The sequence below is a fragment of the Mycobacterium sp. pR1184 genome (genome assembly GCF_041287235.1).
Taxonomy (GTDB): Bacteria; Actinomycetota; Actinomycetes; order Mycobacteriales; family Mycobacteriaceae; genus Mycobacterium.
Map to the genome: position 1 here is coordinate 34,000 of NZ_JBGGKR010000013.1, position 18,396 is coordinate 52,395.

General features: G+C 65.2%; 17 protein-coding genes. 11 read left to right on the forward strand and 6 right to left on the reverse strand.

What is annotated here, in order from left to right:
• Nucleotides 1–43: 43 nt before the first annotated feature.
• The 3 genes from ACAG21_RS21350 to ACAG21_RS21360 all read left to right on the forward strand — a co-directional run bounded on the left by ACAG21_RS21350 (nt 44) and on the right by ACAG21_RS21360 (nt 2,088).
• On the forward strand, nt 44–847 hold the full coding sequence (locus ACAG21_RS21350) for a transglutaminase family protein (RefSeq protein WP_370498263.1): 804 nt from the start codon (nt 44–46) through the stop codon (nt 845–847).
• A 254-nt stretch (nt 848–1,101) separates the two neighbouring features.
• On the forward strand, nt 1,102–1,629 hold the full coding sequence (locus ACAG21_RS21355) for a DUF5994 family protein (protein ID WP_370498264.1): 528 nt from the start codon (nt 1,102–1,104) through the stop codon (nt 1,627–1,629).
• Nucleotides 1,630–1,884: 255 nt separating this feature from the next.
• Nucleotides 1,885–2,088 (forward strand): cold-shock protein, encoded by a 204-nt coding sequence (locus ACAG21_RS21360; protein WP_370498265.1) that lies wholly within the window; start codon nt 1,885–1,887, stop codon nt 2,086–2,088.
• Here ACAG21_RS21360 and ACAG21_RS21365 read toward each other — a convergent pair.
• On the reverse strand, nt 2,085–3,419 hold the full coding sequence (locus ACAG21_RS21365; RefSeq protein ID WP_370498266.1) for a fatty acid desaturase: 1,335 nt from the start codon (nt 3,417–3,419) through the stop codon (nt 2,085–2,087). The two genes, ACAG21_RS21360 and ACAG21_RS21365, sit on opposite strands and share 4 nt — an antisense overlap.
• Nucleotides 3,420–3,790: 371 nt before the next feature.
• Here ACAG21_RS21365 and ACAG21_RS21370 point away from each other — a divergent pair, with 371 nt between their 5' ends.
• Nucleotides 3,791–4,663, forward strand: coding sequence for an NYN domain-containing protein (locus ACAG21_RS21370; RefSeq protein WP_370498394.1), 873 nt, complete (start codon nt 3,791–3,793; stop codon nt 4,661–4,663).
• 33 nt (nt 4,664–4,696) lie between these two features.
• Here the strand turns inward: ACAG21_RS21370 and uvrA are convergent, their stop codons facing one another.
• Nucleotides 4,697–7,621, reverse strand: a complete 2,925-nt coding sequence (gene uvrA, locus ACAG21_RS21375; RefSeq protein ID WP_370498267.1) for an excinuclease ABC subunit UvrA — start codon at nt 7,619–7,621, stop codon at nt 4,697–4,699.
• A 178-nt stretch (nt 7,622–7,799) separates the two neighbouring features.
• Here uvrA and ACAG21_RS21380 point away from each other — a divergent pair, with 178 nt between their 5' ends.
• The 3 genes from ACAG21_RS21380 to ACAG21_RS21390 all read left to right on the forward strand — a co-directional run bounded on the left by ACAG21_RS21380 (nt 7,800) and on the right by ACAG21_RS21390 (nt 9,573).
• Nucleotides 7,800–8,477, forward strand: coding sequence for an MBL fold metallo-hydrolase (locus ACAG21_RS21380; RefSeq protein WP_370498268.1), 678 nt, complete (start codon nt 7,800–7,802; stop codon nt 8,475–8,477).
• Nucleotides 8,478–8,846: 369 nt separating this feature from the next.
• Nucleotides 8,847–9,305 (forward strand): DUF2834 domain-containing protein, encoded by a 459-nt coding sequence (locus tag ACAG21_RS21385; RefSeq protein ID WP_370498269.1) that lies wholly within the window; start codon nt 8,847–8,849, stop codon nt 9,303–9,305.
• A gap of 52 nt (nt 9,306–9,357) precedes the next feature.
• Complete coding sequence (locus tag ACAG21_RS21390) at nt 9,358–9,573, forward strand: hypothetical protein (RefSeq protein WP_370498270.1); 216 nt, start codon at nt 9,358–9,360, stop codon at nt 9,571–9,573.
• Nucleotides 9,574–9,588: 15 nt separating this feature from the next.
• Here the strand turns inward: ACAG21_RS21390 and ACAG21_RS21395 are convergent, their stop codons facing one another.
• The gene (locus ACAG21_RS21395; protein ID WP_370498271.1) at nt 9,589–10,032 is read right to left on the reverse strand and encodes a universal stress protein; all 444 of its coding nucleotides are present in this window, start codon (nt 10,030–10,032) and stop codon (nt 9,589–9,591) included.
• A gap of 240 nt (nt 10,033–10,272) precedes the next feature.
• Here ACAG21_RS21395 and ACAG21_RS21400 point away from each other — a divergent pair, with 240 nt between their 5' ends.
• Entirely contained in the window at nt 10,273–11,922 is a 1,650-nt protein-coding gene (locus ACAG21_RS21400; RefSeq protein ID WP_370498395.1) for a hypothetical protein, read from the forward strand.
• A 159-nt stretch (nt 11,923–12,081) separates the two neighbouring features.
• Here ACAG21_RS21400 and ACAG21_RS21405 read toward each other — a convergent pair whose 3' ends face one another.
• Genes ACAG21_RS21405 through uvrB form a run of 3 tightly spaced genes read right to left on the reverse strand, consistent with a single transcriptional unit; the run spans nt 12,082 to nt 17,116 of the window.
• Nucleotides 12,082–13,479 carry an MFS transporter gene (locus ACAG21_RS21405; RefSeq protein WP_370498272.1) on the reverse strand — a complete coding sequence of 466 codons (1,398 nt, stop codon included), beginning with the start codon at nt 13,477–13,479 and terminating at the stop codon, nt 12,082–12,084.
• Between the two features lie 44 nt (nt 13,480–13,523).
• On the reverse strand, nt 13,524–14,930 hold the full coding sequence (locus ACAG21_RS21410) for an MFS transporter (RefSeq protein WP_370498273.1): 1,407 nt from the start codon (nt 14,928–14,930) through the stop codon (nt 13,524–13,526).
• Between the two features lie 26 nt (nt 14,931–14,956).
• Nucleotides 14,957–17,116, reverse strand: a complete 2,160-nt coding sequence (gene uvrB, locus ACAG21_RS21415) for an excinuclease ABC subunit UvrB (RefSeq protein ID WP_370498274.1) — start codon at nt 17,114–17,116, stop codon at nt 14,957–14,959.
• Nucleotides 17,117–17,177: 61 nt separating this feature from the next.
• Here uvrB and ACAG21_RS21420 point away from each other — a divergent pair, with 61 nt between their 5' ends.
• From ACAG21_RS21420 to ACAG21_RS21430, 3 genes are all read left to right on the forward strand, one after another.
• Complete coding sequence (locus tag ACAG21_RS21420) at nt 17,178–17,306, forward strand: hypothetical protein (RefSeq protein ID WP_370498275.1); 129 nt, start codon at nt 17,178–17,180, stop codon at nt 17,304–17,306.
• Nucleotides 17,307–17,354: 48 nt separating this feature from the next.
• The gene (locus ACAG21_RS21425) at nt 17,355–17,651 is read left to right on the forward strand and encodes a hypothetical protein (protein ID WP_370498276.1); all 297 of its coding nucleotides are present in this window, start codon (nt 17,355–17,357) and stop codon (nt 17,649–17,651) included.
• Between the two features lie 114 nt (nt 17,652–17,765).
• Nucleotides 17,766–18,254 (forward strand): hypothetical protein, encoded by a 489-nt coding sequence (locus ACAG21_RS21430; protein WP_370498277.1) that lies wholly within the window; start codon nt 17,766–17,768, stop codon nt 18,252–18,254.
• The last annotated feature ends 142 nt before the right edge of the window (nt 18,255–18,396 follow it).

Consider the following 18,396-nt stretch of genomic DNA (forward strand, 5'->3'; position numbering starts at 1 on the left):
GACGCGATTGGCGCATCCATGGCCACTGGCGCAGTATTGGCTTATGAGACGAGACGTGGGCGTAGAACTCGAAGTCGAGATCACTGCGGCCACGACGTTGGAGTTTCAAGTCGCCGTTGCACCGCATCCACTCGCGCAGGTCTTCGAGTCGCTGCGCTTCGTCCTGAACGGGGAACAGGTTCACCCATTGGAAATCAGCGGTGTGCACGGAAACCGTATCCACAAGTTCGATGCGGCGACCGGCACGTTGAAGGTCGACTACTCGGCAACCGTAGTGGGCCAGACCAGCCCCGCGCCGGTGACCGAATACGACCAGTCGATGTATCTGCGACCCAGCCGCTATGCCGAGGCCGACAAGTTCTATGGTTTTGCCGCAACCGAATTCGGTAATTACCACGATTCGGCAACGCTGCTGGAGCACGTGAGTTCGTGGGTGGGTACCAGGCTGAACTATGTGCCCGGCTCCAGCGATCCGATTGACGGCGCGGTGGAGACGCTGCTGGCGGGCAAAGGTGTGTGCCGCGACTTCGCGCACCTGGTCGTGGCACTGCTTCGAGCGGTCAAGGTCCCCGCCCGCCTGGTATCGGTGTACGCACCCGGCTTGTCGCCCATGGACTTCCATGCGGTGGCCGAGGCTTTCGTCCGGGGACAGTGGCGAGTCGTCGATGCGACGCTGTTAGCGCCGCGACAAACCTTGGTCCGCATCGCCACGGGCCGCGATGCCTCCGACACCGCGTTCCTCGATAACCACAAGGGCGCGATCACACTCACCAAGCTGCTGGTGACCGCCGTCGTCGACGGTGACTTGCCCGGGGATTCGATCGATCAGCTGGTTTCTATCCTCTGATACCTGGGAAACAGACACCGAGCGAGCATCCGCAACTGCGCTGAGACCGGCATTCGTTCTGGATTGCTGTGCGCGACAATCACTTCCAGCGATTAGCGCTATTCGGCAGCCGGAATCGAAGTCACGCCGGGAAACCGGTGCCGAGCACACCTCGCGACCTTGCGGCGATTCGCGCCTTGTCCATGGACGTGAGGGAGTTATGCTCGTGGTGTCGTGGGTTTGTCGAGCACTGCCTCCTCGGGTAGCCGTCTGCGATGACAAAATTCGTAGACGGGAGCGTCACTGTGGCGCACGTTTCGCCGGTTCCCTCCAGCCCCAACCGATTGACACTGTGCGAACGCGACCTCACGCAGGGCGCCGTAGACGGCGTGTGGTGGCCGAAAAGCCTAGACCTGAGCGCAGAGCTACCCGACCTCGTTACGGTGTTCAACTTATGGCTGGACCGGGTGCGCCGAGTCGTCTACGACCCGACCGCATGGTTGCCCGCCCCGTCGCGAGTGATCCACCGCAATGAAACGGTCTCACTCGACCCCTACCGGCTGGTTTTCAGCGACACCATTTATCTGAAGGGGACCAGGTCTCGCGACGCCGTTCTTTTTGTCCTGTCGCCTTCCTGTTCGGGGGACCAGGCGAAGGACTTTCTCGGTGAGGTCGCGGCGTCAGCACAACCGAAGAATGCCAGTGTGTTACGGCAAATGGCTCCTCGGCGCGCAGTGAGTTCTGGTGGTGCGTTGAACGCATCTGCCGCCGAGTCAGCGCTGGATTGGACGCCCGGGCGCTAGGGCGCCGGGACGCCGGCGAAAGCCGCTGGCCCGAACGTGGCGTACACTGGAAAAATTGGGACCATACAGGCCCCCATTGAAGGGCCGTGATGTCTGCTGAGTCTTCCTCCCAAACCCTGACGAAAAATCGTTGAATCGATAGCCCGTCGAATTCCACCGACCGCTGTTGACGTGCGGCTTTACCTGCGCACACCACGGCCGGACCCGAATCATGGATGCATCCTCATTGCAGCCAGTTGAAAAGAGAGAAAAAGAATGACACAGGGAACTGTGAAATGGTTTAACAGCGACAAGGGCTTCGGCTTTATCGCACCGGACGACGGCACCAACGATGTGTTCGTCCATCACTCCGAGATCCAGGGCGGCGGTTACCGTTCCCTTGAGGAGAATCAACGAGTGCAATTCGAGGTCAACCAGGGGCCCAAAGGCCCCAAGGCCGTGCAAGTGACCGCCGTCTAACCTTTCAGCGCAGCACCCCTTGGGACGGAACGGATCTCGTCCCAGTCCGGCGGCCCGGCAACTGTCGCGGTCAACCCTTGGGGTTCGACCACAGCACGCCGACGCCATCGTCGGACCACTGCGAGCGCTGTCTTGAGGCCGCGGCGACGGCCGGTCGCTGGATCGGTGCCGGCGAAACCCGGCGCCAGTCCAGCGAACATCCGCTCGCTGCGCGTCTCCGCTGCGTTGTCGGCGGTATCGCGCAAGTAGCGGTCCGGCAGTGACAATTTCGCGATGGTGCGCCAGGTCTCGCCGCATTGCACCAGGAATGAGCCTGTGGTGTAAGGCAAATCGTACCTGTCGCAGAGCTCGCGCACTCGCACCGCAATCTCGCGCAACCGGTTGCTCGGCAGATCGGGGTACAAGTGATGCTCGATTTGGTAGCACAGGTTGCCACTCATGAACCGCAGTACTGGGCCGGCGTCAAAATTGGCACTGCCCAGCATCTGGCGCAGATACCAGTGCCCTCGTGACTCGCCGATCATGTCGGTCTTGGTGAACTTTTCTGCGCCATCCGGGAAATGCCCACAGAAGATCACCGCGTCGGCCCAGAGGTTGCGGATCACATTGGCCACGAGATTCGCCTTCAGCGTCGACTTGTAGCTCGCCGCGGGCGAAAGCGAGGTGAGCCCCGGGAACGCGAGATAGTCCTTGACCGCCTGGCGCCCCGCCTTGACCGCCGACTCCCGTATCTGCAGCGCGGTCGTATCACGGTCCGGGCCGGCCCTGAGCAATTTGCCGAATTCGATGGGCTGGAAGCCAATTCCCCACTCGAATCCGAACGCCAGAACCGCGTTGAAAACCAGGTTGCCGATGTTGTACGGCTTCCACGGCTGGTCACGAGTGACTCGCAGGAGTGCGTAGCCGACATCGTCGTCCATCCCGACGATGTTGGTGTATTTGTGGTGCTGATAGTTGTGGGTTGACCGCCAGTGTTTCGACACGCCAATCATGTCCCACTCCCACGTTGACGAGTGGATCTCGGAGTCGTTCATCCAGTTCCACTGGCCGTGCATGACGTTGTGGCCGATCTCCATGTTCTCGATGATCTTGGCCAACGCGAGGGTCACCGTTCCCGCCCACCACGCGAAGCGTTTCGAACTACCGGCCAGCATCAGTCGGCCGGCCGCCTCGACAACACGCTGTGCGGCGATGGTGCGCCGGATGTAACGCGCATCGCGCTCGCCGAGGGACTCCTCGACGTCCGCCCGGATCGCATCCAGCTCGGCGGCCAGTGCCTCGATCTCGGCGCCGGTCAGGTGAGCGAAAGCGGCGATATTGCTGATCGCCATGACTTTCCTTTCGGTTAGGGCAAAGCTGTGCGGCGCAGCCGGTATGTGCGGCCGGCGCCTGTCGGCAACCGGAACCGCTCCCGCGACGGCTTCATCGCGATACATTGCTGGGCGGCTGTCTGCGCCCAATTGATTTACACTCCAAGGCTATTCGTAGCCTCGGCGAAGAGTTAGTGGCGGCCGTCGCCGACCGCGAAGCCCATCAGATCCATCATTGCGACGAAAAGAAGGGCCTCCCGAACCAAAACGACGTGGGCTTGGTTCAAGTCTGGACAACCAGTACGTTACACGGCCCGGGCTTGATGGGCCGGACACGGTGGCGCACCATGACCGGATGGCTGCTATTGAAACGCTGGACGGGTGAACGCAGGATGACCGAATCTGGCACCACCCGCGTCGCGGTCTACCTCGACTTCGACAACATCGTGATCTCCCGGTACGACCAGGTGCACGGGCGCAACTCATTCCAGAAGGACAAAGCCAAGGGGCTCGAGACGGACCGGCTGCAGTCCGCGACCGTCGACGTCGGCGCCATCATCGACTTCGCGTCGTCGTTTGGCACACTCGTGCTCACCCGCGCCTACGCGGACTGGTCCGCGGACGTCAACGCCGCCTATCACGGTCAGCTGGTCGGCCGCGCCGTCGATCTCGTTCAACTCTTTCCGGCCGCCGCTTACGGCAAGAACGGCGCCGACATCCGGCTAGCCGTCGACGCGGTCGAGGATATGTTCCGGTTGCCCGATCTGACGCACGTGGTGATCGTCGGTGGCGATTCGGATTACATCGCATTGGCGCAGCGGTGCAAGCGCCTCGGCCGATACGTCGTCGGGATCGGGGTGGCCGGTGCCAGCAGCCGATCGCTGGCCGCCGCCTGCGACGAGTTCGTCACCTACGATGCACTACCCGGAATACCCACTGCTGCAGTGCAATCCGTCGATGATAAGAAACGCGGCCGACGGCAGGACACGCCCGAGTCCGACGACGAACAGCCACTTGCCGATGCTCAGGCCGCCGCCACCGGGTTGCTCGAACGGGCACTGCGCATAAGCCAGGAAAAGGACGACACCGAGTGGCTCCATAATTCCGCGGTCAAGGCCCAGATGAAGCGGATGGACCCGTCGTTCAGCGAGAAGGCGTTGGGCTTCAAATCGTTCAGCGACTTCCTGCGGTCTCGCTCCGAGCTCGTCGACCTCGATGAGAGCAGTACCACGCGGTTGGTCCGGTTGCACAGCCCGCCGAGCTAGCGCCTGTCATGTTCGGCGCCAAGCGGCAACGACTCAGACGCTGACTTTGCGCCGCCTGCTGGGCCGCGGCTTGGCCACCGACGGCGCACTGCGCCCGACCACCTCGGCGAGAAACTTACCGGTGTAGCTTTCGGGCACCGCGGCGACGTCCTCCGGAGTGCCTTGGGCGACAACGGTTCCGCCTTCGGCGCCACCCTCGGGGCCCATGTCGACGATCCAGTCCGCGGTTTTGATCACGTCCAGATTGTGCTCGATCACGACGACCGTATTGCCCTTGTCCACAAGGCCGTTGATCACATTGAGCAGCTTGCGGATGTCGTCGAAATGCAACCCGGTGGTCGGCTCGTCGAGGATGTAGATCGTGCGCCCGGTCGAACGCTTCTGCAGTTCGGAGGCAAGCTTGACCCGCTGCGCCTCACCACCGGACAGCGTCGGTGCGGGCTGACCGAGCCGGACGTAGCCGAGGCCGACGTCGACCAGCGTGCGCAGATAGCGGTGAATGCCGCTGATCGGTTCGAAGAAGTCGGCGGCCTCCTCGATCGACATGTCCAGCACTTCGGAGATGGTCTTGCCCTTGTAATGCACCTCAAGGGTTTCCCGGTTGTACCGGGCGCCCTGGCACACCTCGCACGGCACATAGACGTCGGGCAGGAAGTTCATCTCGATCTTGATCGTGCCGTCCCCGGTGCATGCCTCGCAGCGGCCGCCCTTGACGTTGAACGAGAACCGGCCCGGTTGGTAGCCACGGACTTTCGCCTCGGTAGTCGCGGCGAACAACGTGCGGATCTTGTCGAACACCCCGGTGTAGGTGGCCGGGTTGGACCGCGGCGTGCGCCCGATCGGCGACTGGTCGACGCGAACGAGCTTGTCCAGCTGGTCAATTCCGTTGACGCGGGTATGCCGACCCGGGACCTGCCGGGCCCCGTTGAGTCGGTTGGCCAGCACTGCCGCCAGGATGTCGTTGACCAACGTCGACTTGCCCGAGCCGGACACGCCGGTCACCGAGGTCAGCACGCCGAGCGGGAACGACACGTCGATGTCGCGCAGGTTGTGCTCGCGCGCCCCGACGACGGTGAGCTGACGCTTCTTGTCGACGGCACGCCGATGTTTCGGTGTGGCAATGCTTTCCCGGCCCGACAGGTACGCCCCGGTGATCGAGTCCTGGTTGCTCAGCAGCTCCTGGTAGGTCCCGCTGTGCACGATCTTGCCGCCGTGCTCGCCGGCGCCGGGCCCGATGTCGACGATCCAGTCGGCATGCGCGATGGTGTCCTCGTCGTGCTCGACGACAATCAGCGTGTTACCCAAAGCCCGCAGACGCGTGAGTGTTTCGATGAGACGACGGTTGTCGCGCTGATGCAGCCCGATCGACGGCTCGTCGAGCACGTACAGCACACCGACCAGACCGGAACCGATCTGGGTGGCCAGCCGAATGCGTTGGGCCTCACCGCCGGACAGCGTGGCCGCTGCCCGGGACAGTGACAGGTACTCCAGTCCGACGTCGAGCAGAAAGCCCAGCCGCGACTGGATCTCCTTGAGCACCTGCCCCGCGATCGCCTGCTCACGCGCGCCGAGGGTGAGCGCGTTGAGGAAGTCGGCACAGTCGGAGATGGACAGCTCGCAGACCTCGGCGATGGACTTGGCGCCCCGGTCGCCCCCAGAGCCTCCCGTCAGCGACACCGCGAGGATCTCGGGCTTCAGCCGCGTCCCCTCACACACCGGGCAGGGCACGTCGCGCATGAAGCCCTCGTAGCGTTCCTTCATCTGCTCGGACTCGGTCTGTTCCATCTTGCGCTGCAGGAACGCCAGCACACCTTCGAAATCGGCGTAGTACGAACGGGTTCGGCCGTACCGGTTGCGGTACCGTACGTGCACCTGATGGTCGGAACCCTCGAGGATCGCCTTGCGGGCCTTGGCCGGAAGCTTGCGCCACGGGGTGTCGACGTCGAATCCCAGCTCCTCGCCGAGCCCGGCCATCATCCGGGTGAAGTACTCCGCGGTGTGGCCGGCCGACCACGGTGCCACCGCGCCCTCGGCCAGGGTGCGCTCCGGGTCGGGCACCACCAGGTCGGGGTCGACCTCTTTGCGGATGCCCAGTCCCACGCATTCGGGGCAGGCGCCGTAGGGCGAGTTGAAGGAGAACGAACGGGGTTCCAGGTCGTCGACGGCCAGCGGATGCCCGTTGGGGCAGGCCAGCTTCTCGGAGAAGCGTTGCTCGCGCGGGTGGTCGTGCTCGTCGCGGTCGTCGGGGAATTCCAGCACCACAATGCCGTCGGCCAGGTTCAGCGCGGTCTCCACCGAGTCGGTGAGGCGCTGCTTGGCGGCGGTCTTGACGGTGAGGCGATCCACCACCACCTCGATGTCGTGCTTCTCCTGCTTTTTCAGCTTCGGCGGATCGGACAGCGGGTGCACCACGCCGTCGACCCGCACCCGGCTGTAGCCCTGCGCGTTGAGCTTGTCGAAGAGGTCGGCGAACTCGCCCTTGCGGGTGCGGACCACCGGCGCCAGCACCAGGAAGCGGGTGCCCTCCTCCATCGCCAGCACCTGATCGACGATTTGCTGCGGGGTCTGGCGGGCGATCCGCTCGCCGCAGATCGGGCAGTGCGGGGTACCGGCGCGCGCGTAGAGCAACCGCAGGTAGTCGTAGACCTCGGTGATGGTGCCGACGGTCGACCGGGGGTTGCGGTTCGTCGACTTCTGGTCGATGGACACCGCCGGCGACAGACCCTCGATGAAGTCGACGTCCGGCTTGTCCATCTGCCCCAGGAATTGACGCGCGTAGGCCGACAGCGACTCCACGTAACGGCGCTGGCCCTCGGCAAAGATGGTGTCGAAAGCCAGGGACGACTTGCCCGATCCGGACAACCCGGTGAAGACGATCAACGAGTCGCGCGGCAGGTCGAGATCGACACCGCGCAGGTTGTGCTCACGGGCACCCTTGACGATTAGGCGGTCAGCCACGCTGCCCCTCTCACTGAGTCTTTGCTCGCCTGACGGCGGTTACTGCGCACGGCGCATTCCATGCTAGGTGCCCCCACCGACAAGACACCCATCCCAGCCGACGGAGCAGTAACGTGGCCGTTATGACCCGCGCCGGCGACGATGTCCCGGCGCACGCCGGGACCGAGGAGTGGCGCGCGTGACGACCGTGGACGACAACTACACCGGACACGTCGAGCCTGGTAACGCCGCCCGTCGCACCCTGCCCGGGGCCACCATCGTCAAGGCGTCGGTCGGCCCGATGGACAACAACGCCTACCTGGTGACATGTTCCGAGACCGGGGAAACGCTGCTGATCGACGCCGCCAACGACGCGGACGTGCTGATCGACCTGGTCGAAACCTACGCCCCGAAGGTGTCGCTGATCGTGACCAGCCATCAGCACTTCGATCACTGGCAGGCGCTGGAGGCCGTCGCCGCCGCCACCGGCGCGCCGACCGCCGCCCACGAGATCGACGCCGAACCGCTGCCGGTCAAGCCGGATCGGTTTCTGGCTAACGGCGACACCGTGCAGATCGGCAAGCTGACGTTCCACGTGATCCACTTGCGCGGCCACACCCCGGGGTCGGTCGCGCTGGCGCTCGACGGCCCGGCGACGGGCGGCGTCACGCAGTTGTTCACCGGCGACTGCCTCTTCCCCGGCGGGGTGGGAAAGACGTGGCAGGAGGGCGACTTCGCCCAGCTGCTCGACGACGTCACCAGCCGGGTGTTCGAGGTGTATGACGATTCCACCGTCGTCTATCCGGGCCACGGCGACGACACGGTGCTGGGCGCCGAGCGCCCGCATCTGAGCGAATGGCGCGAGCGAGGCTGGTAATGGGCTGCGTGGGGCGCGAAAGCCCCGACATATGTGCACCCCACAACACGTACCACTTCCATTGCAGCTCTTCGCAATTCGCTTCTACTGGGGTTAGCTTCGGTGCATCACAACTGCTATGAGCTCCCTGCCCGTCTTCCGGCGAACCGCTGCCACCGTCGACTGCGGAACCTCCCACGTCACGCTTGCTGATGCTGTGCGACGACGCGTACGCCTGGCCTAGATCGACGGACGCGCGAAAACGGCAGACTGCGCATCCTCAGCTGCCGAGCACGAGCGGCGTCGGATGCCCCGCAGCTGTCCTGGGCCGGGATCATTATCTGGTCAATCCCCACCAGCTAGCATTCGTGTTTCCCCTACGGTGTGTCCATGACACCGACCGAGACGGTTCAACCCGCATCGATGCCCCTGGCTCGCAAAGTGTTGTGCGCCGTGTACGCGCTAATCGCGCTCTTGGCGCTTGTTGCGACATGGAGCCAGACCGTCGCTTACACACACAGCGGCGCCGCCTTCTTCGGCACCTTCTGGCAGGACACCAAGGTCAACGGTGCGTCGCGCAACATCACCGCCGACGTGCTGATGCTCAGCGTGTCCGTCGTCATCCTTATGGTTGTCGAAGCCAGGAAATACGGAGTGCGATACGTCTGGCTCTACATTGTCGGCGGATTCTTCGTCGCCATCAGTGTGACGGTCCCGCTTTTCCTTATCGCTCGCGAGATTCGGATCGGCGCTGCAGAATCTCCGCGGCTTCGCCCTTTCGATGTGGTCCTACTGGCCGTGTCCGTCGCTGGGGCTCTAGCCCTGACGACCTGGGTCGACATGGGCTGAATTTGCCCTCGGCCTCGGTCCGGGCGCCGGCGCGTTGCTGCCGGGCAGCTTGATGGCCGCGGCGGCAGGCGGCGGCGGCGCGGCGGGCGGTGGGTTCGCGGCCACCCGCGCCGGCGCGGCGTCCCAGCGCGGTGCGACGCCAGCCGATCGCGGGACGCCGGCTCGATACGAGATCAACGAGCTGCGCAAACAGATTTCGGACTTGGCGCTGGAGCGCGATGTGCTGATGCGGTCCCTGGCCTTGGGGGCCAGGGGATCCGCGGAGTAGCGAAGAACCCGTCCGTCAGGACGTGGTGTGCACGATCAACACGTCGACCTTGGCCCGACGTGACACGTTGGCCGGCACCGAGCCGAGCAAGCGGCCCGCGATCGTGCTCAGGCCCACGTTACCGACGACCAGGAGGTCGGCCTTCACGTCTTCGGCCAGGCTGACCAGGGCGTCAACGGGGGCGCCGACGATCGGGCGCTCCTCGACGTTCTTGGCACCGGCCTTGTGCGCCCGCTCCTTGGCGTCCTGCAAGATCGCGTAGATCGGGGCGGTGCCCGAAACCTTGTAGCTCTCGTCCTTCAGCACGTCGGCGGCCCGGCCGTCCTGGTGCTGCGGCAGATACGCCGACGCGACGATCAGCTTGGCATCCGCCCCGGCGATGGTTGCCGCCCGTTCGACGGCACGCAACGATGAGTCCGAGCCGTCAGTGCCGACCACCACGGTCCGATAAGCGGACATTTACCCTCCCAGGATCGTTTGCCAGGCCAACCTCAAGACAGTAGCGCGTTGTCCGATCTGGATGGGTCAGATTACCCACACCGAAGTGGTGTGGCGCAAGACTGCATTTACCGCGCCACGCTGCAGCAACGGCCTCGATTCTTGATAATGAGGCCATGGAAGGTCTCCGCCCCGGCCGGAAGGCCTTGCGTGGCGGCGCTTTCCGGAAACCGCGGACCCGGCACGGGCGGTCCGTCCGGGATGCCCGGATATCCCGGGCCGACCGGGCGTACCGCTGATGACCAGGTCGATCGGGTGCGCCTTACAGTGACAGGCATCATGGCTACGTCCGCCCTCGAGCAGCGCTCCCCGGATGTCAACGCCGAGTCCGGGACCGGGCCCGCGCGGGGCAGGTTGCTCGACCCGTGCGCGATCGCCGTGCTGGCTGCCGTCATCAGCGGCGCCTGGGCGTGTCGGCCTTCGCTGTGGTTCGACGAAGGAGCCACGATCTCGGCCGCGGCGAGCCGAACTTTGCCCGAACTGTGGCGACTGCTGGGCCACATCGATGCCGTGCACGGCCTGTACTACCTGGTGATGCACGGGTGGTTCGCCATCTTTCCGCCGACCGAGTTCTGGTCGCGAGTTCCCAGCGCGCTGGCGATCGGGGTGGCTACCGCCGGTGTCGTCGTATTCACCAGGCAATTCATCCCGGGACGCGGCACCGCGGTGTGCGCGGGCGTCGTCTTCGCCATCCTGCCGCGCACCACCTGGGCTGGTATCGAGGCACGCCCGTATGCCATGTCGGTGGCCGCGGCGATCTGGTTGACCGTATTGCTGGTCACCGCGGTACGGCGCAATCGGCGTGCTCTGTGGGTGGGTTACGCCGTAGCGCTGATGGTGTCGATCCTGCTGAGCCTCAACCTGGTGCTGCTGGTGGGTGTCTACGCGGTGATGCTGCCGCTGCTGGCGCCCAAGGGATCCCGGAAGTCGCCGGTCATCTGGTGGGCGGCCAGCACGGCCGTCGCGCTGGGCGTGATGACGCCGTTCATCCTGTTCGCGCACGGTCAGGCATTTCAGGTCAACTGGCTGTTCCCGGTCAGCTGGCACTACGCCTTCGACATCATCCAGCGGCAGTATTTCGACCACAGCGTTCCGTTCGCGGTGCTCAGCGGGGTGATCTTGGTGGCCGCGATCGTCGCCCGACGGTTCGGTGCGCCCGGCCCAGGCGGCGACGTGCGTCGCCTGTTGACCATCTGCGTCGTGTGGATCGTGTTGCCCACCACCGCCGTCGTGGTCTATTCGGCGATCGGCGAGCCGATGTACTTTCCCCGCTACCTGATCCTGACCACACCCGCGATGGCCGTGCTGCTGGCGCTCTGCATCGTCACGGTGGCGCGACGGCGGTGGGCCATCGTCGGTGTGGTGCTGCTGTTCGCGGTTGCCGCGGTGCCCGACTACCTGTTCGTGCAACGCTGGCCGTACGCCAAGGAAGGCTGGGACTACAGCCAGGTTGCCGACCTGATCAGCTCGCATGCCGCTCCCGGCGACTGCCTGCTGGCCGACAACACGGTGCCCTGGCGGCCCGGCCCGATCCGCGCACTGCTGGCCACCCGGCCCGCCGCGTTTCGATCGCTGATCGACGTCGAGCGCGGGGTGTACGGTCCCAAGGTCGGTTCGCTGTGGGACGGCCACGTCGCGGTGTGGCTGACTACGGCCAAGATCAACAAGTGCACCACGCTGTGGACGATCACCAACTACGACAACTCGTTCCCCGATCATCAGTCCGGGCAGTCGTTGCCGCCGGGCGCATTCGGCCGCACGCCGGCGTATAAATTCCCCAGCTACCTGGGCTTCCACATCGTCGAGCGCTGGCAGTTCCACTACTCGCAGGTCGTCAAATCCACCCGCTGACCAGGAATGAAAATTCCGTCACCGGGCAAGAAGCGCTGCACTGCTGGGTGGTGACGCACCGAACTCGACCCTCTCTGTCGCGCAAATGGGAACGGCGCCAAGCACTTTCGCCGAAATCGACGGCGTACTGGCCGTCCTGCGCGCCGAGGACGAGGTGGACTAGGTGTAGCGGTCGTCGCGGGCGGCGCGATACGACGCCACCACGCCGCTTGCGGCCAGCACCGCGAAAACGAGATACAACGCGCGGGCCGCCGCGGCATCGTCGGCCTCATTCAGGTTGACCACCACGCCCGCCAACCCGCCCCCGAACGCCGCGGAGACCAGCTGGACGGTGTTGATCGCCGCAGCCGCCGCACTGCTTTGCTCCGGGTCGTCGGAATCCATCGCACGAACCACCAGGTGCGGCCAGGCGATCCCGATACCGGCCCCGGTGATCAGCAGCGCGAGCGCCCACAGCGCGACAAACCCGAGCGGGGCGTACGCGCGCTGGGTCACCGCCGCCAGCGCCAGGCCCGCGGCCATCACCAACGGACCGGCGACGACGAGGCGCCGGATCACGCGTCGGTCGGTCAGTGAAGCGCTGATGATCTCGCTGCCGGTCCACCCGGTGGCCAGCGCCGCAGCGAGAAACCCGGACTCCACCGGGCTCAGGTCAGCCAATTTCTGGCCGAACAGCGGCACATAGATATTGGCCATCGCGGCGGCCATCTCCACCGCCATGACGATGAAGATCCACTTGGCCGGCCCCGGCCCAAATACGCTGCGCGGCAACACCGCTACCGGCATTCGCCCGTCGACGACGACGAAGACAAAGACCAGCAGCCCGGCGGCGAGCAGCAACCCCAGGTTCTGCACCAGGTGATGCGGAAGCGCCGCGATGCTGACGGTCAATGCCGCCGAAGCCATCAGCAGCAGCGACCAGATGGGCACCTTGCGGACCGGCGTCAGCGGATTGTGGACGACGTGGCCGGGCTCCATAACGGTCAGCACCACCACCGTCATCAGCACGGCCCCGATGCCTGTCGCGGTATGCCCCCACCGCCACAGCCCGAGTTGGGCGAAGAGCCCGCCCGCCACCGGGCCGATCAGCGTCGATACTCCCCACATCGCGGACACCAGCGCCGAGCCGCGGGTCCACAGCGAGCGCGGGAGGGCGGTATTGATCAGTGCGTAGCCCAAACCGGCCAACAGTCCGCCGGACAAACCTCGCAAGGTGCGCCCGGCGACAAGAACCGCCATGCTCGGCGCCAGCGCGTTCACCACGCTGGCGAGGGCAAACACGCTGAGCCCGATCAGGTAGGCCCGTCGCGCCCCGATGCGCTGCAGGATCGGGTGGACGGTCGAGGCGGAGACGACGGAGCCGATCAGATACAGCGTCGTCGCCCAGGAAAACAGCCGCGCTCCGCCAATGTCGGCGATGATGCTCGGAAGCATGCTGACGGTGAGAAATTCGTTGGTGGAGTACAGCAGAACGCCGCCCGCCAGAACAGTGGACATCCCGAGGTGCTCGCCGAACAGCTCGCGCCAACTACCGGTCTCATCCTTGGTGACGGTCACTGGTACACCGTATGGTGCCAATCCCCAGTTTCGTCAGCAAAGCATCAGTGCGGTGCGTGACGATCGCGCCGGCTGGCAAAAGTGGACGCGAGGACGGCCGACGCCGCTAGCACGGCGATGGCGGCATATAGCGATCGGGCCGCCGCGAGGTCCCCGCCCGCAGCGTTGTTGACGACCACGCCCGCTAGCCCGGCCCCGAAGGCCGCGGAGATCAGTTGGACGGTATTGATCGCCGCGGCCGCCGCGCCGCCCTCGGACGGATCGTCGACGGCGTCCATCGCACGCATCGAGAGATGCGGCCACGTCATCCCCATCCCGATACCGGCGATCAGGAATCCCACCGCCCAGACCATGACGACCCCCGCCGGTGCGTCAGCACGCTGAGTTATCGCGGCCAGGGCCAGACCCGACGCCATCACCAGCGGCGCCACCGCGATCACCCGGTCGACGATGCGAGGGTCAACCAGCGAGGCGCTGGAGAGCTCGGCGATGGTCCACCCCATGGCCAGCACGGCCCCCAGGAATCCCGCAGCGACCGGCGTCAGATGGGCCAACCGCTGACCGAACAACGGCACATAGGTGTCGACCATGACGGCGGCCATCTGCACCGCCATCGTCAGGTAGATCCATTTCAGCGGACCGCGCTTAAACACGCTGGGCGGCAATGCTTTTGCGTACATCCGGCAGTCGGCCAGCACGAATACAATGATCAGCACCACACCAGCGACCACCAGGCCCACCATCGCAAAGACGTTGCGCGGCAACTCCGCAACGCTGACCGCCAGCGCGGCGGCACCCATCAGCAGCAGGGACAGCACCGGCACCTTGGTAATCACCGTCTGCTCGCCCGGGCCGATGTCAGCGTTGGTGAGAACCCGCGGCACCAGCACCGCCATCAGCGCGGCGAGAATGGCGATGGCACCAAATGCCCACCGCCACAATCCAAATTGGGCAAAAAGGCCGCCTATCGCCGGCCCGATCAGGGTTGCTACCCCCCACATCGCCGACACTAGCGCCGAGCCGCGAGTCCACAGCGAGCGCGGGAGGGCGGTGTTGATCAGCGAATAGCCCAGGCCGGCCAACAGGCCACCGGCCACGCCCTGCAGGGTGCGTCCGCCGATCAATACCTCCATGTTCGGCGCCAGCGCGCATACGATGCTCGCGACGCCGAAGACGGCCAAGCCCCAAAGGAATGACGAGCGCGCACCTATGCGCAGTCGCAGTGTGTTCACGGTGGCGGCCGCGACGACGGAACCGACCAGGTACAGGGTGATCACCCACGCGTACAGCCGGCTGCCGCCGATTTCGGCGACGGTGCTCGGGAGCAGGCTGGCGGTCAGAAACTCGGTGGTGGCGTACAGCAGAACACCACCGGCCAGCACGGTCGACGTTCCGAGATAGCCGCCCAGCAGTTGGCGCCAGCTGCCGGTCTCGCTCGTCGTATTCGCCACCCCTACACCGTATTAGGCGCCGCGGGTCACTTCAGACCGGCGGCGTCCATTCCGCGCAGTTCCTTTTTGAGGTCGGCGATCTCGTCACGGAACCGGGCTGCCAGTTCGAATTGGAGGTCGCGGGCCGCGGCCATCATCTGCGCGGTGAGGTCCTTGATCAGGTCGGCCAATTCGGCGCGGGGCATGCTGGCGGTATCGCGGCCCTCGATGATGCCCGCGCTCACGGCGCGACCGGGCTCCCCCTGCGCGCGCCGGCCGCGCGACGCGTTGCGGCCCGACCCGCCGATCTGGACGTTTTCGGAGTCGTCGGCCTCGCGGTAGACCTGGTCGAGGATGTCGGCGATCTTCTTGCGCAGCGGCTGCGGGTCGATGCCGTTGGCCTCGTTGTAGGCGATCTGCTTGGCGCGCCGCCGCTCGGTCTCGTCGATGGCCTCCGTCATCGAGTCGGTCATCTTGTCGGCGTACATGTGGACCTCGCCGGAGACGTTGCGGGCGGCGCGGCCGATGGTCTGGATCAGGCTGCGCGCCGACCGCAGGAAGCCTTCCTTGTCGGCGTCGAGGATCGACACCAGCGACACCTCGGGCAGGTCCAGACCCTCGCGCAGCAGGTTGATGCCGACCAGCACGTCGTAGTCGCCGAGCCGCAGCTGGCGCAGCAGCTCCACCCGGCGCAGCGTATCCACCTCGGAGTGCAGGTAGCGCACCCGGATGCCCATCTCCAACAGGTAGTCGGTGAGGTCTTCGGCCATCTTTTTGGTCAGGGTCGTCACCAGCACCCGCTCGTCGGCCTCGGCCCGCTTGCGGATCTCTCCGATCAGGTCGTCGATCTGCCCCTTGGTCGGCTTGACCACGACCTTCGGGTCCACCAGGCCGGTCGGTCGAATCACCTGCTCGACGAACTCGCCGGCGGCCTGGCCGAGCTCATAGGGCCCCGGGGTGGCCGACAGGTACACCGTCTGCCCGATCCGGTCGGCGAATTCCTCCCAGGTCAGCGGGCGGTTGTCGACCGCCGACGGCAACCGGAATCCGTACTCGACGAGGTTGCGTTTGCGCGACATGTCGCCCTCGTACATGCCGCCGATCTGCGGCACGGTGACGTGCGACTCGTCGATGACCAGCAGGAAGTCCTCCGGGAAGTAGTCCAGCAGCGTCGCCGGAGGCGAGCCGGCGCCCCGGCCGTCGATGTGGCGCGAGTAGTTCTCGATGCCGGAACAGAACCCGACCTGCCGCATCATCTCGATGTCGTAGTTGGTGCGCATCCGCAGCCGCTGGGCCTCGAGCAGCTTGCCCTGGCTCTCGAATTCGGCGAGTCGCTCCTCGAGTTCCTGCTCGATGGTCGAGATCGCCTGCGCCATCCGCTCCGGACCCGCGACGTAGTGGGTGGCCGGAAAGATCCGCAGCGAGTCGACCTGACGGACTACGTCGCCGGTCAACGGGTGCAGGTAGTAGAGCGCCTCGATTTCGTCGCCGAAGAACTCGATGCGCACCGCGAGTTCTTCGTACGACGGGATGATCTCGACGGTGTCGCCGCGCACCCGAAACGAGCCGCGGGTGAAGGACAGGTCATTGCGGGTGTACTGCACGTCCACCAGCAACCGCAACAGCCCGTCGCGGGGCACCTCGGTGCCGACCCGCAGCTCGACCGAGCGGTCGAGGTAGGACTGCGGCGTGCCCAGGCCGTAGATGCACGACACCGACGCCACCACGACCACGTCGCGACGGGACAGCAGCGACGACGTAGCGGAGTGCCGCAACCGCTCGACGTCGTCGTTGATCGAGCTGTCCTTCTCGATGTAGGTGTCGGTCTGAGCGATGTACGCCTCCGGCTGGTAGTAGTCGTAGTACGAGACGAAGTACTCGACTGCGTTGTGCGGCAACATCTCTCGCAGCTCATTAGCCAGCTGGGCGGCCAGCGTCTTGTTCGGCGCCATCACCAGGGTGGGCCGTTGCAGGCGCTCGATCAGCCAGGCGGTGGTGGCCGACTTTCCGGTGCCGGTGGCCCCGAGCAGCACCACGTCACGCTCCCCTGCCCGAATCCGTCGCTCCAGCTCGTCGATGGCGGCGGGCTGGTCACCGGCGGGATCATGCGGGCTGACCACTTCGAACCGGCCACCCGCGCGCACGACCTGTTCGACCGCGCGGTACTCCGAATGCGCGACGACGGGGTGCTCAGTGGCAAAGGCCATGTCCCCAGGGTAGAGGCGTGCACCGACAAGTTGTGTCGACGCCGGTCTTAGGATCGATTCGATGACGGATTCTTCGGAGTTGGTAGCAGTCGATCTCACCGACAGAGAACGCGAGTTCGTTTGGCATGCGCTGCATGAGTGGCAGAACTCGGCGGCGTGGAAGCCATTCCCAAACGAGGTGCTGGGATAGTCGAATTGGGATGAGTTCGACCAACTAACAGGGCGTCTAGCTCGCGCTGTGACCGAAGGGCAGTCGCTGACTTCACTTGACGGGGCGCGGGTGCTATATCTAACCGAATCGTCCTGGGCCAGTGGCCTCGTTGGGGCGGCACTCGATTTTTCCATCGTCACAGGGTTTTCCGACGCCGAAGGACTGGCTTTGCTTCGTGGGCTGCAGCGGAAAATCGGCGGGATCGACAATGCTGACATCCTGTTCCCCGGTCGCGGGCGGTTCCGCCCCGTCGAGGAGCGGAAGCGCGAGAGCGAACGAATAATCCGCGAGCAGCAGGGCCGGCAGTATCCGCCTGGACTGTAAGCCGCGCACACCACGCCACCTGAATCTGATCTAGTCCGGCGGAATCCGCCAATAGTGCTGGCCACCGGTGGGACACGCACGAAATGCCACGACGCTGGCTTTAGAATCACTTCGATGACGGATCCTTCCGAGTTGGTGGCAGTCGATCTCACCGATCGAGAACGCGAATTCATCCAGCAGGCTCTGGAGCAATGGGCGTTGTCGGCAGCGGACGCGCCGTTTCCGTTTCAGGTACTCGGGTTGTCGACGTGGGATGAGTTCGGCCACCTCACTGTCCGGCTTAAGCGGGCAGTGACCGATGGCGAGTCGCTCACAGACCTGGACTGGGCCCGAGCACTATTTATAACCGAAATCACCTGGGCCAGCGGCCTGGTCGGCGCGGGCTTGGACTTCGCGACCGTCACCGGGTTCTCAGACAGCGAAGCGGTGAGCTTGTTGCGCGGCCTACAGCACCGCCGCAAGATCGGCGGGCGCATGCGCGCAAAGTTATTGTTTCCCGACGGGGGGCGCACCCGCACCGCCGCGGACATTGAGGAAGAAAATCTCTACTGGGAGAAAGTCCGCGCTGATCAGCAGGGGCGCCAGTATCCGCCCGGACTCTAGCGTCGTCCGGGACCTCAACTTCCCAGCCGTAGTTCACTCCCCGTGATCCCATGGGTCAGGGTCCATATCACCAAGCACTGGCGGGTGGTGATGACCGGCATGGGGCGGCTCGACCAATCTCGGTCCGAAAGGCGTCGCGGGT

What these genes read in the sequence shown, in the direction of transcription:
- ACAG21_RS21350 (WP_370498263.1), top strand. Translation starts at nt 44, where the DNA reads ATGAGACGAGACGTGGGCGTAGAACTCGAAGTCGAGATCACTGCGGCC.
- ACAG21_RS21355 (WP_370498264.1), top strand. Translation starts at nt 1,102, where the DNA reads ATGACAAAATTCGTAGACGGGAGCGTCACTGTGGCGCACGTTTCGCCG.
- ACAG21_RS21360 (WP_370498265.1), top strand. Translation starts at nt 1,885, where the DNA reads ATGACACAGGGAACTGTGAAATGGTTTAACAGCGACAAGGGCTTCGGC.
- ACAG21_RS21365 (WP_370498266.1), bottom strand. Translation starts at nt 3,419, where the DNA reads ATGGCGATCAGCAATATCGCCGCTTTCGCTCACCTGACCGGCGCCGAG.
- ACAG21_RS21370 (WP_370498394.1), top strand. Translation starts at nt 3,791, where the DNA reads ATGACCGAATCTGGCACCACCCGCGTCGCGGTCTACCTCGACTTCGAC.
- ACAG21_RS21385 (WP_370498269.1), top strand. Translation starts at nt 8,847, where the DNA reads ATGACACCGACCGAGACGGTTCAACCCGCATCGATGCCCCTGGCTCGC.
- ACAG21_RS21390 (WP_370498270.1), top strand. Translation starts at nt 9,358, where the DNA reads ATGGCCGCGGCGGCAGGCGGCGGCGGCGCGGCGGGCGGTGGGTTCGCG.
- ACAG21_RS21395 (WP_370498271.1), bottom strand. Translation starts at nt 10,032, where the DNA reads ATGTCCGCTTATCGGACCGTGGTGGTCGGCACTGACGGCTCGGACTCA.
- ACAG21_RS21400 (WP_370498395.1), top strand. Translation starts at nt 10,273, where the DNA reads ATGCCCGGATATCCCGGGCCGACCGGGCGTACCGCTGATGACCAGGTC.
- uvrB (WP_370498274.1), bottom strand. Translation starts at nt 17,116, where the DNA reads ATGGCCTTTGCCACTGAGCACCCCGTCGTCGCGCATTCGGAGTACCGC.
- ACAG21_RS21420 (WP_370498275.1), top strand. Translation starts at nt 17,178, where the DNA reads ATGACGGATTCTTCGGAGTTGGTAGCAGTCGATCTCACCGACAGAGAA.
- ACAG21_RS21430 (WP_370498277.1), top strand. Translation starts at nt 17,766, where the DNA reads ATGACGGATCCTTCCGAGTTGGTGGCAGTCGATCTCACCGATCGAGAA.